Genomic DNA, 15,829 nt, shown 5'->3' with positions numbered 1-15,829 from the left:
TTTTTATAACATACGTCTGATATAAATAAAGAAAACTATGTTGTCTAAACTCTTCGCTAAAACCCCCCTAGCCTGGCGGCAATTAACCAAGCAAAAAACGCGCTTTTTAGTGGCCATAGCGGGAATTACCTTTGCGGATCTTTTAATGTTCGTGCAATTGGCTTTTCAGGAAGCCCTTTATGATTCAGCGATTAAACCGCTTCGCAGCTTACAAGGAGATTTAGTCTTAATTAATCCTCAATTTCAAACCTTATTTTCAGTCAAGAGTTTTTCCAGAGAAAGGCTATATCAATCATTAGCTTATCAAGGAGTCGCATCGGTCAATCCGGTTTACATTGGCACCGCTCAATGGCGCAACCCCGAAACTCGTATAGAGAGGGCGATTTTAGTGTGGGGCGTTGAGCCGGCTCAACCTACCTTTACTTTTAATGAAGTCAATCAAAATTTAGACCAATTAAAAATTCTCAATAACGTGTTATATGATCAAGCGGGGCGTCCGGAATATGGAGAGATCGCACAGAGTTGGCACAAAAGCGGTACTCTCGAAACCGAAATCAACGGAAAAACTATATCGGTCAAAGGTCTGTTTACTTTGGGGGCCTCATTTGCGGCTGATGGGAATGTGATTACCAGTGACTCAACGTTTCTGTCTATTTTCCCCGAACGGCAAAAGGACCGCATCGAAGTGGGGTTGATCACCTTAAAACCGGGAGCCAACCTAGAGGCAACTCAAGCGCAACTCGAGGCCGGATTACCGGATGATGTTCAAGTGTTAACCGTAGAAGAATTTGCCCAAGTGGAAAAAGCTTATTGGGAAAGTGGTACACCCATCGGCTTTATTTTTGGTATGGGTGTAGTGATGGGTTTTATCGTCGGAATTGTCATTGTTTATCAAATTCTCTATTCTGATGTATCGGATCATTTGCCAGAGTACGCCACTCTTAAAGCGATGGGATATAGTGATGGCTATTTAATCATGACCTTGATGCAAGAAGCTTTGCTTTTAGCCGTTCTCGGTTACATTCCAGGATTTATCCTCTCAATGGGATTATATCAACTCACTTACGCCGCTACAATGCTTCCCATTGTTATGACTACCAGTCGGGCGATTAACGTTTTTATCTTAACTGTAGTCATGTGTTTTGTTTCAGGGTTAATTGCGATGCGTAAGTTACAATCTGCCGATCCGGCTGATATTTTCTAATTTTTTCGTTTAATTTCTACTTTTTGGGACAGTGGTATGCTTAACCATCACGACGAATCAAATCTTCAAAATATGCTGCACCACCTAGGCCGGTTGTCAGATATGATTTTTGCTTTAGCGATGGCACTGACGATTTTAGGATGCCAATTACCCCAGTCTCCGATGACTAACCAACAAACTAATCATTTTTTGTTCAATCAGCTTAATTCTTTAAGTAATTATGCTATCGCTTTTATTACTGTTGGTTTTTATTGGATCGATCATGTTCAACAATTTAAATATTACCGAAAAACCAATGAAATACATCTGTGGCTTTATCTTATTTATCTGTTATGTCTTTTTTTAGTTCCCTACTCTACCGCTTTAACGGTTTATTTACCTCAAAGCTTATGGGCAAAAATTTGGTTTAGCATCAATATTTTTTGCTTGGGTATGTTATCTTTTTTGAGTTGGACTTACGCCAGTTATAATCATCAATTAATTGACCGAAATTTAGCTTTAAAAACTATTAAATTAATGGCTTGTAATACGCTAGTAGAGCCGCTCTTATCTTTACTGACGATAGGAGTAGCGTTTTTCAATTTATCTCTCTGGGATTGGGTCTGGTTTTTACTACCAATTCCCTATATTATTTTACATAAATTTGACCAAAAACCGACGATTACTCCCAGAGAATTTTCAGCAAATAACTCCCGAATAACTCTAGATAGCAACAGTCACTTAAATTAATTTAACTCAACTATGCAGACCTTAAAAGAACAAAAAAACCTAGCCGCTTCCCAAAATTCGGCGGTGATCTCAGCGAAAAACCTCAATCATTTTTTTGGAGAAGGAACCCTTCGCAAACAAGCGCTTTTTGAGATTAATCTAGATATTTATCCAGGAGAAATTGTAATTATGACGGGGCCGTCCGGCTCGGGAAAAACCACTTTATTAACTCTGATGGGGGGGTTACGTTCTGCTCATGAAGGAAGTCTAAAAATTTTAGGGCAAGAAATCTGTCAGGCTTCTCAACAGCAATTACTACAAATTAGACGGTCTTTAGGCTATATTTTTCAAGCTCATAATTTACTGACATTTTTAACGGCTAAAGAGAATGTACGAATGTCTTTAGAATTACATGATACAATGCCGCCTCAAGAGATGGATGTCAAGGTTATTAGTATATTAGAAGCGGTGGGTTTAGGGCATCGTATTAATTACTATCCCGAGAGTTTATCAGGGGGACAAAAGCAGAGGGTAGCTATCGCACGAGCTTTGGTAAGTCAGCCTCAAATTATCTTAGCAGATGAACCGACGGCGGCACTCGACAAAAAATCCGGACGAGATGTGGTAGAAATGATGCAACAATTGGCAAAAGAGCAAGGTTCTACGATTCTGCTAGTGACTCATGATAACCGTATTCTCGATATTGCTGATCGCATTATTTACATGGAAGATGGGCGGCTTCGGGATGATCACTAGGCCCCCTCACCCTCTCGATTAAAAACAACGATTTTATGTCCGAAAAGTCCCTCTTATTAAGGGGGATTTACGGCGATCAAATCTTATCAACTGTTGTTAACCTGTTACCAACCCTTCGTCCAACAATAATTAAATCTCTCTCAACGCCATCTAATACAGCCACATTAGGCAGAAAACCCCATTGCTGAAAATCATATTTAGTAAACAGTTGTAAACTCGGTTTATTATGAGCAAAAATGTAACCAATTAACGTATTTAGCCCAAGCCTAGGACTTTTATCAATCGCTTGTTCTAAAAGTTTCTGTCCAATACCTTGACGTTTATAATTCGGGGCAACATATAAACTCAATTCGGCTGTACACTGATAAGCCGGACGACCTAAAAAAGATTGAAAACTGAGCCATCCCACCACAATATTATCAATTTCCATGACCCAAACAGGTCTAGTTTCTGGGGGGTGATCATAAAACCAATTGAGCCGGCTTTCTACGGTGATAGGATTAAGGTCTGCCGTTGCTAAACGACTGGGAATACTGGCATTATAAATCTCCACAATAGTCGCTAAATCAGTTTCTCTAGCATCCCGTATTTTCATCCCGCACCACTCCCTAGAAGAAATAGACTTAAGAGAGTTCCGCTATTCCAAAGGCTGTGAAGTAACATTGAAGATAGCAAATTCCGTGAGCGCGTATAAACTACCCCTAATATAATCCCTAATGTCGCTAAAGGCATCACTTCTGATACATTCAGGTGAGCCACAGCAAAAATTAATCCACTCACCCCAATTGCCGCCCATACCGGTATATAACGAGTTAAGGAAGGCAATAAAAATCCTCTAAACATCACTTCTTCAAACAGAGGAGCGGCTATAGCGGCTGTGACGAAAAAGATGATTAAAGCGACGGTATCTTGAGACTCTAAAGCTAACATTAATAATGGATTACTTCCGCCTTCTCCTTGCCAAATTTTTTGATTAATTAACGATACAATAACCACTAAAGGAATTGCCACTAAATAACCGCCTAATCCCCAAACTATCCAGTTACTTAGCCAGCGAAAACGAAACCAATCTTTAGGAATCGGAAAATAAGGTCTTATGGATAAATATAAGACTGAAAATCCTCCCAAAGCCATTATTATATAGCTCAAAAACACATAGATGGCTTTAGCTCTTAAACTGAAACTACTAGGATTTATCTCTAACAATCCAAATCCCAAGCTAAATACAAGCGGCAACAAAATTTGTCCGAAAAATACAAAGCCAACGATTAAAACTTGCCAGATGGTTTCTCCTCCCCAAGGGGTTTCCCAGGCTTGTGCATCAGTAATAGTTAATAGTGCTTTTTTTGGATTGATCAATAATTGAATTAACAGGAAAATTAATAGACCTAATCCAATAATTCCAGCGAGGATGGGAATGCCTGAAATTAAAGCTAATTTACTAGCCGCTTGAGTGGCTATGGCTTGTTCTTGTTTTTCCAGGTTAGCCAGAGCTTCTTGCTGATGGGTTGTTTCGTATAATTGTCTTAATGCCGCATAGCGGAACCATCCTTGAAGATTGGTTTTTAAAGTTGGTTCTACGGTTTTCGAAATTGTTGAGGGTTGACTCCATAATTGTTTTAATATTGCGGCTGTGGTAGCTATTTTATCTTTAGTTAGTTCGGGAGACACTCCACTCGCTAATCTTTGCCAAATTTCTTTGGCTTCTTGTATTTCTCCTCTTTTTGCTTGAATCAATCCTAATTTTAACTCTAGAGCCGCTATCGATTTTTTTTCTTGATTAATTTTTTGTTTTAATTCGTTTTTTTCTGTATTATTGGACAGTAATTTAGATAAATTAATTTTATTTTCTACTGTAATTTCCGGTTGATTTTCCGATAATATATTGAGTTTATCTTCGAGTTTTGATAGATTTTTTTCGGCTAATTTTTTGGCTTCTTCATATTGATTTTGAGCCAGCTTATAAGGCTCATTTCCCAGTATAGCCGCACGCCAGCCGCCCACCTCAGCACCGGCGGTTGATGATGAGTTAGGAAAGGCATCTAATGATAATTCTGAAGCCTGTAAAATTAAATTTGTTTGATAGAGTTGTAAGTTAGCTTGAACCTGCGGCTGATTGACACTCCCAATCAAATTGAACAGGACGGGGATTAGTGCTACAACAGTTAACACCCCTAAAATTACTCGCTTGATTGTCATGGAACCTCTTTATTGTGGGATTCTCAATTTGTCTATCTTATCTTAATCAAGTTTATTCTACGTAGAAAAATAGAAAAATTTTCGGATTCGCCTAGAGCAGAGTTAAAATCCCTTGAGAGTTTTCTGACCCATCGCTTGAGAATTGCTGCCCAATTTAGTGATCAACAAATTATGACTCAGGGCTAGACATTTTCGGGAAGCGTTTCACTTTTCTAATCGGCAAATTAGCGATTAAAACTGTCATTCTTTGGTCACTTTCTATGGATAACTCGGTTTCTTCTGGATCAATTTCTACATAACGACTCACCACTTCTAAAAGTTCTTTTCGCATGGCTTCAAGGGCTTCGGGATTGATGCCTAAACGATCATGAGCAATGATGAGTTTTAGACGACGTTTGGCTTCCTTGCCACTTTTATTTGAACCTGACCAAGAAAAAATTTTTTCTAGCAATTCAATAATCATTGGTTTAATTTGACTCGGGTAGATAAAAACACAATATTACTTACCTAAAAAACGACGAAGAAGACGGGTAATAATATTATCTTGATTAGTCATCAAATCGAGAAAAGGAACATCATCTCCTTGAAGACGGCGAGCAATATTCATAAAAGCCATAGCCGGCAGGGACGGTTTTTCTTCTCCGACAACAGGTTCACCTCGGTTAGTGGAGGTAATAATTCGCTCATCATCAGGGACAATTCCAATCAGAGGAATAACGAGCAAATCTAAAATATCCTCGACACTAATCATCTGATTGAGTTGGATCATTTCTGGTCTAACGCGGTTGACAATTAAGCGGATACTTTTAATATCCTCATTTTCGAGTAACCCTACGACGCGATCAGCATCTCGTAAAGCCGCCATTTCTGGAGTGGTGACAATGATCGCCTCTTGAGCCGGAGCGACAGCATTGCGAAATCCCATTTCTATGCCAGCAGGACAATCGATGATGACATAATCATAACTCTTAGCCAGTTTATCGGTTAGCTCTTGCATTTGCTCGGGGTTAACCGCTTCTTTAGTGCGATTTTGAGCGGCTGGCAATAGCACTAACCCTTCTTGACGTTTATCTTTAACGAGGGCTTTTTCTAGAGTACACTCTCCGGCCAAAACATCGATGGCTGTATAAACGACTCTTTGTTCTAGTCCTAGCAGTAAGTCTAAATTTCTTAAACCAAAATCTGCATCCACTAAGGCAACTCTAGCACCTAATTTGGCTAATCCTGTGCCTAAATTAGCAGTCACAGTTGTTTTTCCGACTCCCCCCTTACCAGAGGTAACGACCATTATACGACCCATAGTTGATTCACTCATGTGCGGATTCATTTATTCAAAATTTAATCGGTGATCAGGCATGATACAAGCGTTTAATAACTTATTTCCAGCCGCCCATTTCTGAGTTAAAAGAATGGGTTTTGGGAAAATTATACGCCTGATCAATGCGGATGCCTTCTGGAGTAATAAAAGCCACTTCCGGCTCAAATTGTGCCGGCGAGATCGAAGGCGCTCTAGCGACGACATCGGCAATTCTAAGCTGAGTCGGTTCCATTCGCAAAGCCATAATGGTACATTCAGAGTTTCCTGTGGCACCGGCATGAGCGACTCCCCGTAAACACCCCCAAATTAAAATGTCTCCGTCTGCGATAATTGTACCTCCTGGGTTAACATCTCCTTGGATGATTACTGTACCAGGATGACGTATTTCTACACCAGATCGAACCGTCATTTTTAGATAAAGAGGTTCGGCTGGGAGAATTTGTTTCTGCATCGAGTGAGCGGCATAGGTTTGGGTAATGGGTTGTTGTTCGACGGAATAACCCGAGGTAGCCGCAGCGACGGCGGTTTGACGGCGGCTGGTTTGAATGGTTTTGAGTTGGAGTTGAGATTCTTGTAAGATTTGGGCCAGAATTTGTAATTGTCGGGTATCTAAAAGTCTATCCTCTACAATCAGATGTACAGGGGTATCCGCACTCCAAAAGGGTTCACTTCGTTTTAGACAATGTTTTAGTCCTTGTTCGAGTTCCATCCATTCGTTGATGGGTTCTCGTTGTCCGGGTTTGGGAAGAATAATTAAGAGTTTTTCTCCCTCGGTTTTTAGATGAACTTGTGAATAAAGTTCTGTTAAAGGAGGGGAAGGGGTTTGAGTCGGGTTGGCGGTTGGCGGGGAAGAATCCATTTTCTAGGGGATGATTAATATAATAGCTTTATCTTAAACGACGATAAACGGTCGCTAATCCTTGAGCATCTCCCACATTGCCCGGAAAGAGAACAACGGGCAAATTAGGAAATAACGGATGATTTTCTGGGGTTCTAACCATTGAGCAACCGGCTAAAATTTGACCTAACAAACGAGCCGATCTTAAACTTAATCCGGTACTTAATACATCATTAGAGGTAATTCCGCCTTTGCTGATGAGAAAACTAATCTCTTTGGGTAAACCTTTCACCACATCCATTAATAAAGAAGAGACAGCAATGCCAAAGTCTAGCCGCTTTTGTACAGTTTCAAAGGTTAATTCTTGCCGAGAGGTATAAATTACAGGGGTTTTCCCTGATTGATGCACGGTTTTAACTTTTTGCAAAATTTCTTCGAGGATCTGATCGCGTTGACTGGGTTCATCGCGTAATTGCTCTACTTCTACAATAATTCCTTCTACGGTGGGTTCAGTGAGTAATTGTTCTAGCTGTTGGCTGGTTTTTTTGACATGAGAACCGACTAACACCACACCGGGTTGATCGGTGGGTTTATATTTTGCCATTTCTTGGGCCGCAATGGGTTGTTTACCCAGTTGGGCTAAAGAGGTTAAAATACTGGCGGCACTGCGAAATAAGAAGCGTTTTCCGGCTTGTGCCGCTTTTATAATCTCTGATGCTAATCGATCTAAGTCGGCTTGGTTTTCTCCATCCACCACCACGCATTGATTTCCCTGTAATTTCATCAGTCGCTCGAGGCTTCCTGTACGAAGATCTGAGAGTAAAAATCGTTCTACTTGTGCGGCTTTAATGCGTCCTCGGGTTTTTTCTTCTACATAGTCGGGGAGGTAACTGTGATGATAGGCGAAAACGGAATCTTTGGCAAATTCTGTTTGAGCAACGGGGGTGGGAACACCATCAATGATTAAATAATGAATACTGTCTTTGGTGATGCGTCCGCCTTCAAAAAAGGCCGGAATGAGAAAATGAGCATCAAATGGGCCTAATTCTTCGGCAATTACATCTGTTTCAATGGGATAATGTCCTCGTAAGGTGGAATCCGAACGACTAACCACTAAATATTCTTCAATTCCTTCTGCTTCTATGGCGATTTTGAGGTTATGACATACTTCGCGAGTTACCTCTGCCGCTTTGAAGGGAGGTAAGGCTCTAGTATTGGTGAGAACAAAAAAAATAGCGGCTTCGTCTTTTAGTCCTAAGCGCAAGGTGTCCACATCCCAATTCATCAATAATAAGCAACTGTGAACGGTTTGCGAACCGGTGGGATCGTCGTCTAAAACGATAATTTTCGGTTTACTACTCATCGAAAATTTTGGGTTTGAAACCCCCTCCTTTAGCGAAGCGAAGGAGGGCTTTATAAAACTTTAGTAACTAACAATTAAGCCAGTAGAACGGCGAATTAACGTTACTTTACTAAAGGCTATCTGTCCTAACCGTTTCCAGTTAGCATCGCTGACAGATATTTGTTTTTTAGTTTGACCTGAGACATAGCCAATTCCTTTGGGAGAATCAACTAAATCGCCTTTTATTAAATCAAAATCAGTTGTTGTCCCACCATATTTACGTCTTAACCCTCCTTGGCTTGGGAGCATAAGATGAAGTTGACGACGGCTAAATGGCGGTCTTTTGATAACAGCAAATGGACAACTTGTTATTGCTACTGAACCTACCCAGTGATGACCTTGACTATTAACAGTCTGAAAAGATTTATAATCCAAAAACTGAAAACAAGCTAAGGTTAAACCATCATTGGCATGACTTTCTTTAGATTGCTTTGCCTTGTCTTTAGACTTTTCTAATCCTAAATGTTGTCTTAAGTTAGAGGTCTGCCATCCATAACGGGTATGAACATTGGCCAACTGTCTTAGTTGCTCTAACATCCATTTTTGACCAACCATCACAGGAGAAAACCCTTTTCCTGAACGTGCTTTTTTCCTACCCGAAGTTAAGTCGACATCGACTTTTACATATTCAAAGTAAATGTCGGTTATCGGAAAGACTTTACACAGTTCTTTGATGACTCTCAATTCAAGTTGTCGGTTAGCGCGAATTGATGGAGGTAGTTTACCTTGTTTGCGGTTGTTAAAACGTTTTTCACGGTGCGCTCTTAATTCAAAAGGTAGATTTCGATTAATCCGCCTTCCTCGTCTTGCACGACGCATCATTCGGCGATCTTCCATACGCTTTTTAACTGTTTTAAAAGGTAATTCTAAATGTCCAGTCCATAAAGAATATGACGAAGACTGAACACCTATACCTGAAAACAGCTTACCTGGGTCAATCCCTATAGATATAAGTTGAATTTTACTGTCAGATGGCTCGACAGCTAGTTGAACATAAAATTGGTTTAAGTCATTGAATTTACCAACAGCTTTACCGTCTTTTATCCATTTTCTTGCCCGGCTAGATTTGGTGGGCATTAACGGTTTTCCTTCTTTTGAGATAACAGGTACTCTTTCCATTGGAGATAATCCTTAAAGAGTTAAGTTTAAGTCCCTTCGTCCACCCAGTTCCAGATGTCTTGTCTTTAACAACACTCTCCCAAAAGAGTTTACAGATAATCCAAGCTAGGGAAGAACTTGGAAGTGTTTGACTGAAACTAGGCTTACTGGACTATTCACCGCTTAACGTCGAGAACTTTGGGGTTCTCAATCCCCGTCCCTTGACCGGCGGGGTTGGTGAATTGCTCTTCCTGTTTCTTGCCCTTAGTTATTGTCTCACTTTGACTGACTTATTCGTGGATTTGTTCTTAAAATGAATAAGGTAAGTATAGTTTATTGGCTACCGTGATTCGCTTTGGTTTGTTGAGTCGCCGCTTTTTTCTCGTTGTATGGGTATTCCTCAGTCTATCAGGCTGTAGTTGGATCAAGGAAGCTTTTCCCTTCAACAAGCACAAGAAACTGACTTCTGATCAGCTAGGGATTATTATCAATCAATCTGACCCAACGAGTGTAGAAATTGGACAATATTATCAACAGAAACGCAAAATTCCGCCGCAAAATCTTATCTATATTAAATTTAAGCCGAATCGTGTTGCTTTATCACCTCTAGAGTTCCAGGAACTTAAAACACAAGTGGATGCTCAAACGCCCGCTCATATTCAAGCTTATGCTTTAACCTGGGCGAGTCCTTATCGTGTTGGTTGTATGTCTATTACCAGTGCTTTTGCTTTTGGGTATGATAGCAGTTATTGTGCTAGTGGCTGTTTTCCTACCCACATCAGTGCTTATTTTGATAGTGATACTTCTCAACCCTATCAAACTTTTAAATTTCGCCCTACTGTCGCTATTGCCGCTACTAAAGTTAGCGAGGCGAAAAAGTTAATTGATAAAGGGATCGCGGCTGATGGAAAAAATCCTAAAGGAACGGCTTATCTTGTCAGTACCAACGATAAAGCTCGTAATGTTCGGGGGTTAGACTATCTGAATATTCTCAAGGAATTGGGACAGCGATTTCTGATTAAGATTATTTATGCCGATGCTCTAGAGAATAAGTCTGATGTGATGTTTTATTTTACTGGCGTTCCCAAGGTTAATAAACTCGATAGTAATGTTTTTTTGCCGGGTGCAATTGCTGATCATTTAACCTCTTATGGTGGACAATTAACCAATAGTTCTCAAATGAGTAGTCTTCGTTGGCTACAAAGCGGCGCAACTGGCAGTTATGGTACAGTGGTTGAACCTTGCAATTTTCCTGAAAAATTTTCTAATCCAGGGGTTTTGATGAAACATTATTTAAAAGGCGATACTCTCTTAGAGGCTTATTGGAAGAGTGTCGCTATGCCCGGACAAGGGATTTTTATTGGAGAACCTCTGGCTAGACCTTTTCCCAAAATTGACAACTAGCGTTTTTTTCAGCAATAATGATGAGTATTGTTAACTACTATTTGTTTAGTAAAAATACTTAAACCTGGCTGTATTTAGTAATTTTAATATTCCTGTAAGTAATCACATTAATTAAGTTTAAAAAATATTTTTTAATTATTAAATAATAATAATAAACCAGAAGTTTAGAGAATAACTTGATTAGAATCAACGCATTAGATTTTTTTAAAAGAGGGTGATAAAAATGGAACATCCTACAGAAGTAAAACATGATGATACCATAATTGGCTTTATCCTCGGTCTGATGGCCTTATTGTGTTTATTTACCTTTATTGTTCTCGTTGGTATTTTCTAGAAAAATTATAGATAATCAATTTGGGTGCGTTATAACCAGACAGTAGCGCACCTTATATTAACGTTTAAATAAGTAGGTGGGCAAAAATAAATGAACACTCTTATTAACTCTTAAAAATGCCCAATTCCTTATTTGTTGCCTGTTCCCTGTTCCCCAGGGCTATTTCATTCTCTCAAACACCCTAACCCTGAAGGGTAGTTGCTCACGAACAAAGCCCGCCTGCGCGGGCTATCTGACGAATTATGAGCCTTTTAGCCTGCGTAGGCAGGCTTGGTACGCAGAGCTAGCGGCTTTAGCCTGTGAGCGTTTCAAAAGAATGAAATAGCCCTGCCTGTTCCCTGTTCCCAGATCCGGTGTTCCCTCTCTCCGTTTTACGTTTAATTATGCCCACCTACTTATAAATATTAGATAATCTTTTCTTAAGCGCCACAGGAACGGGAAAGTCATAAATCTTAAGCAAATCTTAAGATTTCCTGTCACAGACAATCCTCTCCATAGGATCGACGCAGAAGGATTTTTAATAAAAGGAGATAAAAATGACACAGCAACCCAAACCTGATAAAGTAGCCAAGCCCGGCGATACGATAATTGCCTGGATTTTTGGTGGTATCATCCTCTTTACTGTACTCACCGGACTGATTTTGGCTGGAACCTTTTAGGATAAGAATTATATCAGGAAAAGCATTTGTTATGGTAGGGGGTTGAACAGAACCCTCTATTTTTTTGTTGAGCTTGCTTATTTAGGATTGAAGTTAAGATTAGTAAATATTTCTGTATTAAAAATTACTTTTTATTAAAAAATTTTGTAACTTTTGTTACTGATATAATTTTTAGTATATTTTGATACAATATAGTCTTAAATTAAAGAGGGTGATAGCTATGCAAGCAAGAGAAATATACAAAACATCAGTTTCTTCAGTGCCCTTCTTAAGAACACCTCAACCCGGGATGTGGATACCCCTAGAAGAATTACCTAGTCCTTTTGCCCATGATGAAGCGCTGTTAATCTGCCAACTCAGTAAACATCAATGGATAAGTTGGATACCCGAGCATGGGGAATACATTTTAGAATTAAAAGGTTAAATTTTGTAGGTAGAGACGTTGCAGGTAACGCCTCTACAGCAATTAGAGGTGAGAATTTTTTAGACAAGCCGCTTAATGGTGGGTAATTGATTGTTGTAAGAATGCTCAGACAGATCAATCCAACCCATATCTTTAAGACGATAAATCAAATTAGAAATTGTCACCCCCAACTCCGCCGCCATTTCATATAGATGCCGCCATCGGCTCAAATTTCGCCCTTGACTAACTTCTTTTAATTTATACTCTGGCATCAATAAACAACTCGCAAAATACTGAGCTTGCCATTCGATGCCTTCTAAATTATTCTGACTACGACAGAGTAAAGGTTCTACCTGAATTTTGCGACCTAATCTTTCTAGATGTAACGCTTGCTTGACTGCCTCTGGATTAATATGTAACACCCAATGACCAATTTCATGAGCAATGGTAGACTCCCCAAAGCCGCTTCTCAGGGTAGGGATATCCTCATTAATTTCAATCAGATGCTCTAAAGGCAAAATTCTCGCCGCAATTTGTCCTTTTTCATCCGAGACAATGCTATCCCAAACGACATCTAAGCCCAAAAATTCCGCAACGCGGCTGGCATCTAGGGGCCATTTAGGGCGATAATTAGGCACTTGCTGCATCTGTTGGAGAATAGCGGTAGCTTTGGCTTCTATTTCTGCTTTGCTAATAAAACGATAGGGTTTAAAAATCGGTAATGTTAAAGACTTAGGCATAAATCTCCCCCCACAGATGCATTATTTTTGCTGTTTTTCTGCTTTAATCGCTTCTTGGAATACCCGTTGGGCGAATTCCGGATTTTCCCTCAAGCGGCGAAATAAAGTAGGCATCGTTTTATAGTTTTGCTTGAGAAAGTCTTCATCGCCTTGGGGAATGCGCCCGGCTAAAAAGATTAATTCCTCAGCATCTAACCCTAAATTTTCGGCTAAAGCCCGAATAATATCTTCTTTTGGCGCATAATCTGCCCGATTATTCTCTAATTTAGACAAATAGGTGAAGTCAAGACCGAGTGACTCCGCTAACTCGCGTTGGCTCAATCCCTTGTCTTTCCTAGCTTTCCGAATGATTTGACCAAAATTCTCTTCCACGTCCGTTTAATTTTTCCTTGTAACTACTTGACGAAAAAATCAACATAAGTTTATTATAGCAGTGTTGAAGAAAAAATCAAGTTTGCAATCTCACCCGAAAGATTCCTAATGGACAGGAGTTGATAATTCCGAGTCCGAATTGGGGAACTATATAGACAAAGCTATTTTCAGGCTTCGTCGCACCCTTCTTGATGAAAAGATGGGGCTAATTTTGACGCACTGTTAATTTTTGGAGTATTAAAATTATGAGTCAATTCACATCACCTCTGAGTAAAGAGCAAATTTTACAGGCTTTTTCTAAACTGATGGCAGAGCTAAAAAAAGGGGAATCCCGAGTAGCCACCAAAGAGGAAGAATTTGAAAAGCAAAAGAATCAACAATTATTAGAAGAAGCGGCTCAATATACGGTGGATAATATCGTTAACAGCATGGCTTCTCTACAATTAGATTTTAGTAAAATTATTAATGAATTATCCGAAAGATTAACCTCAGAATCATCTAAATTAGATGAACTACGAAAAGCCATCGGCGTGCAAAAAGAACAATTAGAAGAATTGCGGAAAGTCCGCTTAGTTGCTGATGCCCTTCATATTTTAAGACAGGAACATCAAGAACAGTTAAGAATTTTGCAAGAACAGACCGCCGAGCAACGAGAAACCATAGAAAAAGACATGGCCCAAACTCGCAAAACTTGGGAAAAAGAACAACAAGACTTTGAAATAAAAGTGACTGAAACTGCCGAATTAACCGCGAATAAACGGCAGGAAGAAGCGGCAGATTATCAATACCATCTTGAGCGCGACCGCAAAATAGAAACCGATGAATATGAGGAGAAAAAACGACAACAACAACGAGAGTTACAACAAGTGAATAAAGAAAAAGAAAAAGGGTGGAAAGAACGAGAAAAAGTCTTAACCGAGCATGAAAAAGAATTCCAAGAGAATCTGAAGAAGATAAGCGGTTTTGAAGAAAAACTGAAAGAAGAATACAACAAAGCTAAAGGAGAAGCAATTAAAGAAGCAGAAAGAGACGCAAAAGTTAGAACAGACCTATTTGAGAAAGATTGGGAACTTTCTAAGCAAGGATATGAGTTAAGCCTTCAATCTCTAGAAGCGGCAATTACTCGGAATAATGAACAGATAGCGGAACTCACGGCTCAATTACAAGCGGCTACCACTCAAGCGCAAAACTTAGCCATGAGAGCCTTTCAAACCAATGGCACAGCAACTAAAACCGCCTAGTATTTTGAAAAAAACTTGAATTTTATTTAGGAGTTAATTCATGGCTAAAATCAATTCTAAAAGCACCAAGACCGAAATTTTACAAGCTTTTGAAGAATTAGAAAAAGAAAAAGTAGAAATCGAAGCCCAACTGAAAAAACTTAGTAAACTGAAAGCAACTGAAGCGAGCCAAACCATGCCCAATACTACCACAAACAATACAGCCGTAAAAGCGCCTCAAATTCTTCAAGCTAATATTTCTCAAATTCTGCAAAATCTAGAAAACTTACAAGTGGGTTTTGGAAGTTCCGTCAGCAATTTATCAGAAAAACTGATTGCCGAAGCTTCCACCCTTGAAGACTTAAGAGAAGAGTTAGCGGAAGAACTCGAACAATTACAACAATTGCATCAAGTAGAAACCGTTGAAGAAAATACTCTAGATACCTTAATTCAATCTTATGAGGAAAATTCTAAGACCTTTGGAGAAGAAATAAATCAGCAGCGAGAAACCTTATTACAAGAAATTCAAGATTTACGAACAGCTTGGAGAAAAGAACAAGAAAATCACAATCGAGAAATTAAAACCCGCAATGATGACTATCAAAAAAATCTAGAACGAGAAGAAGAAGAATATTGGTACAATTTAAACTTAGAAAGAAGTTTGGATTTAGAACAGTACGAACAGCAAAAGAAAACTCAATATCAAGAGTTATCTGAAGCTCGTCAAACCCAAGAAAAACAATGGAAAGAGCGAGAAGAAAGCATTGCTAAACGAGAAAAAGAACAAGCAGAAGCTAAAGCTAAAGTAGAAGACTTTGAGAAAGAACTCGAAGCCAAAATTAAACAAGGTAAAGAAGAAGGCAAAGGAATTGGTAATTATCAGGCAAAAATTAAAGCCGATTTACGCAATAAAGAAATAGAAGGAGAAAGAAAAAATTATGAATTAAGACTGTCTTCTTTACAACAAACCATTCAAACCCAAGAAGGAAGAATTCGCAACTTAAGTCAACAACTCGAAGCCGCACTGAAACAAGTACAAGACTTAGCGGTTAAAGCGATAGAAGGCTCATCTAATCGGAGTTCTTATGATGCTATCCGCGAAATTGCTATAGAACAAGCCAAAAATCAGCCGAAAAATAAATAATCCACCGTTCAATGTGGGTATTTTTTAGAT

General features: G+C 39.3%; 17 protein-coding genes. 8 read left to right on the top strand and 9 right to left on the bottom strand.

Annotated features, from left to right (window positions below; genetic code table 11):
* Positions 1–37: 37 nt before the first annotated feature.
* Genes devC through CYAN7822_RS01995 form a run of 3 tightly spaced genes read left to right on the top strand, consistent with a single transcriptional unit; the run spans position 38 to position 2,668 of the window.
* Positions 38–1,204 carry an ABC transporter permease DevC gene (gene devC / locus CYAN7822_RS02005; RefSeq protein ID WP_013320571.1) on the top strand — a complete coding sequence of 389 codons (1,167 nt, stop codon included), beginning with the start codon at positions 38–40 and terminating at the stop codon, positions 1,202–1,204.
* Between the two features lie 36 nt (positions 1,205–1,240).
* Complete coding sequence (locus tag CYAN7822_RS02000; RefSeq protein WP_013320570.1) at positions 1,241–1,933, top strand: TMEM175 family protein; 693 nt, start codon at positions 1,241–1,243, stop codon at positions 1,931–1,933.
* Positions 1,934–1,945: 12 nt separating this feature from the next.
* The gene (locus CYAN7822_RS01995) at positions 1,946–2,668 is read left to right on the top strand and encodes a DevA family ABC transporter ATP-binding protein (RefSeq protein WP_013320569.1); all 723 of its coding nucleotides are present in this window, start codon (positions 1,946–1,948) and stop codon (positions 2,666–2,668) included.
* A gap of 76 nt (positions 2,669–2,744) precedes the next feature.
* Here the strand turns inward: CYAN7822_RS01995 and CYAN7822_RS01990 are convergent, their stop codons facing one another.
* From CYAN7822_RS01990 to CYAN7822_RS01960, 7 genes are all read right to left on the bottom strand, one after another.
* Complete coding sequence (locus CYAN7822_RS01990) at positions 2,745–3,263, bottom strand: GNAT family N-acetyltransferase (RefSeq protein ID WP_013320568.1); 519 nt, start codon at positions 3,261–3,263, stop codon at positions 2,745–2,747.
* Positions 3,260–4,867 carry a CPBP family intramembrane glutamic endopeptidase gene (locus CYAN7822_RS01985; RefSeq protein ID WP_013320567.1) on the bottom strand — a complete coding sequence of 536 codons (1,608 nt, stop codon included), beginning with the start codon at positions 4,865–4,867 and terminating at the stop codon, positions 3,260–3,262. The genes CYAN7822_RS01990 and CYAN7822_RS01985 overlap by 4 nt, the downstream gene beginning before the upstream one ends.
* Positions 4,868–5,036: 169 nt before the next feature.
* Positions 5,037–5,330, bottom strand: a complete 294-nt coding sequence (gene minE / locus CYAN7822_RS01980; protein WP_013320566.1) for a cell division topological specificity factor MinE — start codon at positions 5,328–5,330, stop codon at positions 5,037–5,039.
* Positions 5,331–5,366: 36 nt separating this feature from the next.
* Positions 5,367–6,167 (bottom strand): septum site-determining protein MinD, encoded by an 801-nt coding sequence (gene minD / locus CYAN7822_RS01975; RefSeq protein WP_013320565.1) that lies wholly within the window; start codon positions 6,165–6,167, stop codon positions 5,367–5,369.
* Positions 6,168–6,243: 76 nt separating this feature from the next.
* Entirely contained in the window at positions 6,244–7,044 is an 801-nt protein-coding gene (gene minC / locus CYAN7822_RS01970) for a septum site-determining protein MinC (protein WP_013320564.1), read from the bottom strand.
* Between the two features lie 28 nt (positions 7,045–7,072).
* The gene (locus tag CYAN7822_RS01965; RefSeq protein ID WP_013320563.1) at positions 7,073–8,386 is read right to left on the bottom strand and encodes a four-carbon acid sugar kinase family protein; all 1,314 of its coding nucleotides are present in this window, start codon (positions 8,384–8,386) and stop codon (positions 7,073–7,075) included.
* Positions 8,387–8,446: 60 nt separating this feature from the next.
* A complete protein-coding gene (locus tag CYAN7822_RS01960) occupies positions 8,447–9,544 on the bottom strand; it encodes an RRXRR domain-containing protein (protein ID WP_013320562.1) in 1,098 nt (365 codons plus the stop codon).
* A gap of 324 nt (positions 9,545–9,868) precedes the next feature.
* On the opposite strand from CYAN7822_RS01960, the gene CYAN7822_RS01955 reads away from it, so the two are divergent.
* From CYAN7822_RS01955 to CYAN7822_RS01950, 3 genes are all read left to right on the top strand, one after another.
* Positions 9,869–10,927, top strand: coding sequence for a TIGR03790 family protein (locus CYAN7822_RS01955; RefSeq protein ID WP_013320561.1), 1,059 nt, complete (start codon positions 9,869–9,871; stop codon positions 10,925–10,927).
* Between the two features lie 870 nt (positions 10,928–11,797).
* Positions 11,798–11,920, top strand: coding sequence for a hypothetical protein (locus CYAN7822_RS40100; protein ID WP_013320559.1), 123 nt, complete (start codon positions 11,798–11,800; stop codon positions 11,918–11,920).
* Positions 11,921–12,140: 220 nt separating this feature from the next.
* Positions 12,141–12,344 (top strand): hypothetical protein, encoded by a 204-nt coding sequence (locus tag CYAN7822_RS01950; RefSeq protein ID WP_013320558.1) that lies wholly within the window; start codon positions 12,141–12,143, stop codon positions 12,342–12,344.
* A 59-nt stretch (positions 12,345–12,403) separates the two neighbouring features.
* Here the strand turns inward: CYAN7822_RS01950 and CYAN7822_RS01945 are convergent, their stop codons facing one another.
* Complete coding sequence (locus CYAN7822_RS01945; RefSeq protein WP_013320557.1) at positions 12,404–13,063, bottom strand: ImmA/IrrE family metallo-endopeptidase; 660 nt, start codon at positions 13,061–13,063, stop codon at positions 12,404–12,406.
* Positions 13,064–13,084: 21 nt separating this feature from the next.
* On the bottom strand, positions 13,085–13,435 hold the full coding sequence (locus CYAN7822_RS01940; protein ID WP_013320556.1) for a helix-turn-helix domain-containing protein: 351 nt from the start codon (positions 13,433–13,435) through the stop codon (positions 13,085–13,087).
* Positions 13,436–13,680: 245 nt separating this feature from the next.
* Between CYAN7822_RS01940 and CYAN7822_RS01935 the strand changes: the two genes are divergently transcribed.
* Entirely contained in the window at positions 13,681–14,676 is a 996-nt protein-coding gene (locus CYAN7822_RS01935) for a coiled-coil domain-containing protein (RefSeq protein ID WP_013320555.1), read from the top strand.
* Between the two features lie 40 nt (positions 14,677–14,716).
* Complete coding sequence (locus CYAN7822_RS01930) at positions 14,717–15,799, top strand: hypothetical protein (protein ID WP_013320554.1); 1,083 nt, start codon at positions 14,717–14,719, stop codon at positions 15,797–15,799.
* The last annotated feature ends 30 nt before the right edge of the window (positions 15,800–15,829 follow it).

This window comes from Gloeothece verrucosa PCC 7822 (assembly GCF_000147335.1).
Lineage (GTDB): Bacteria > Cyanobacteriota > Cyanobacteriia > Cyanobacteriales > Microcystaceae > Gloeothece > Gloeothece verrucosa.
The sequence above is the reverse complement of the archived record's forward strand: the minus strand, read 5'-3'. Positions and strand labels throughout refer to the sequence as shown.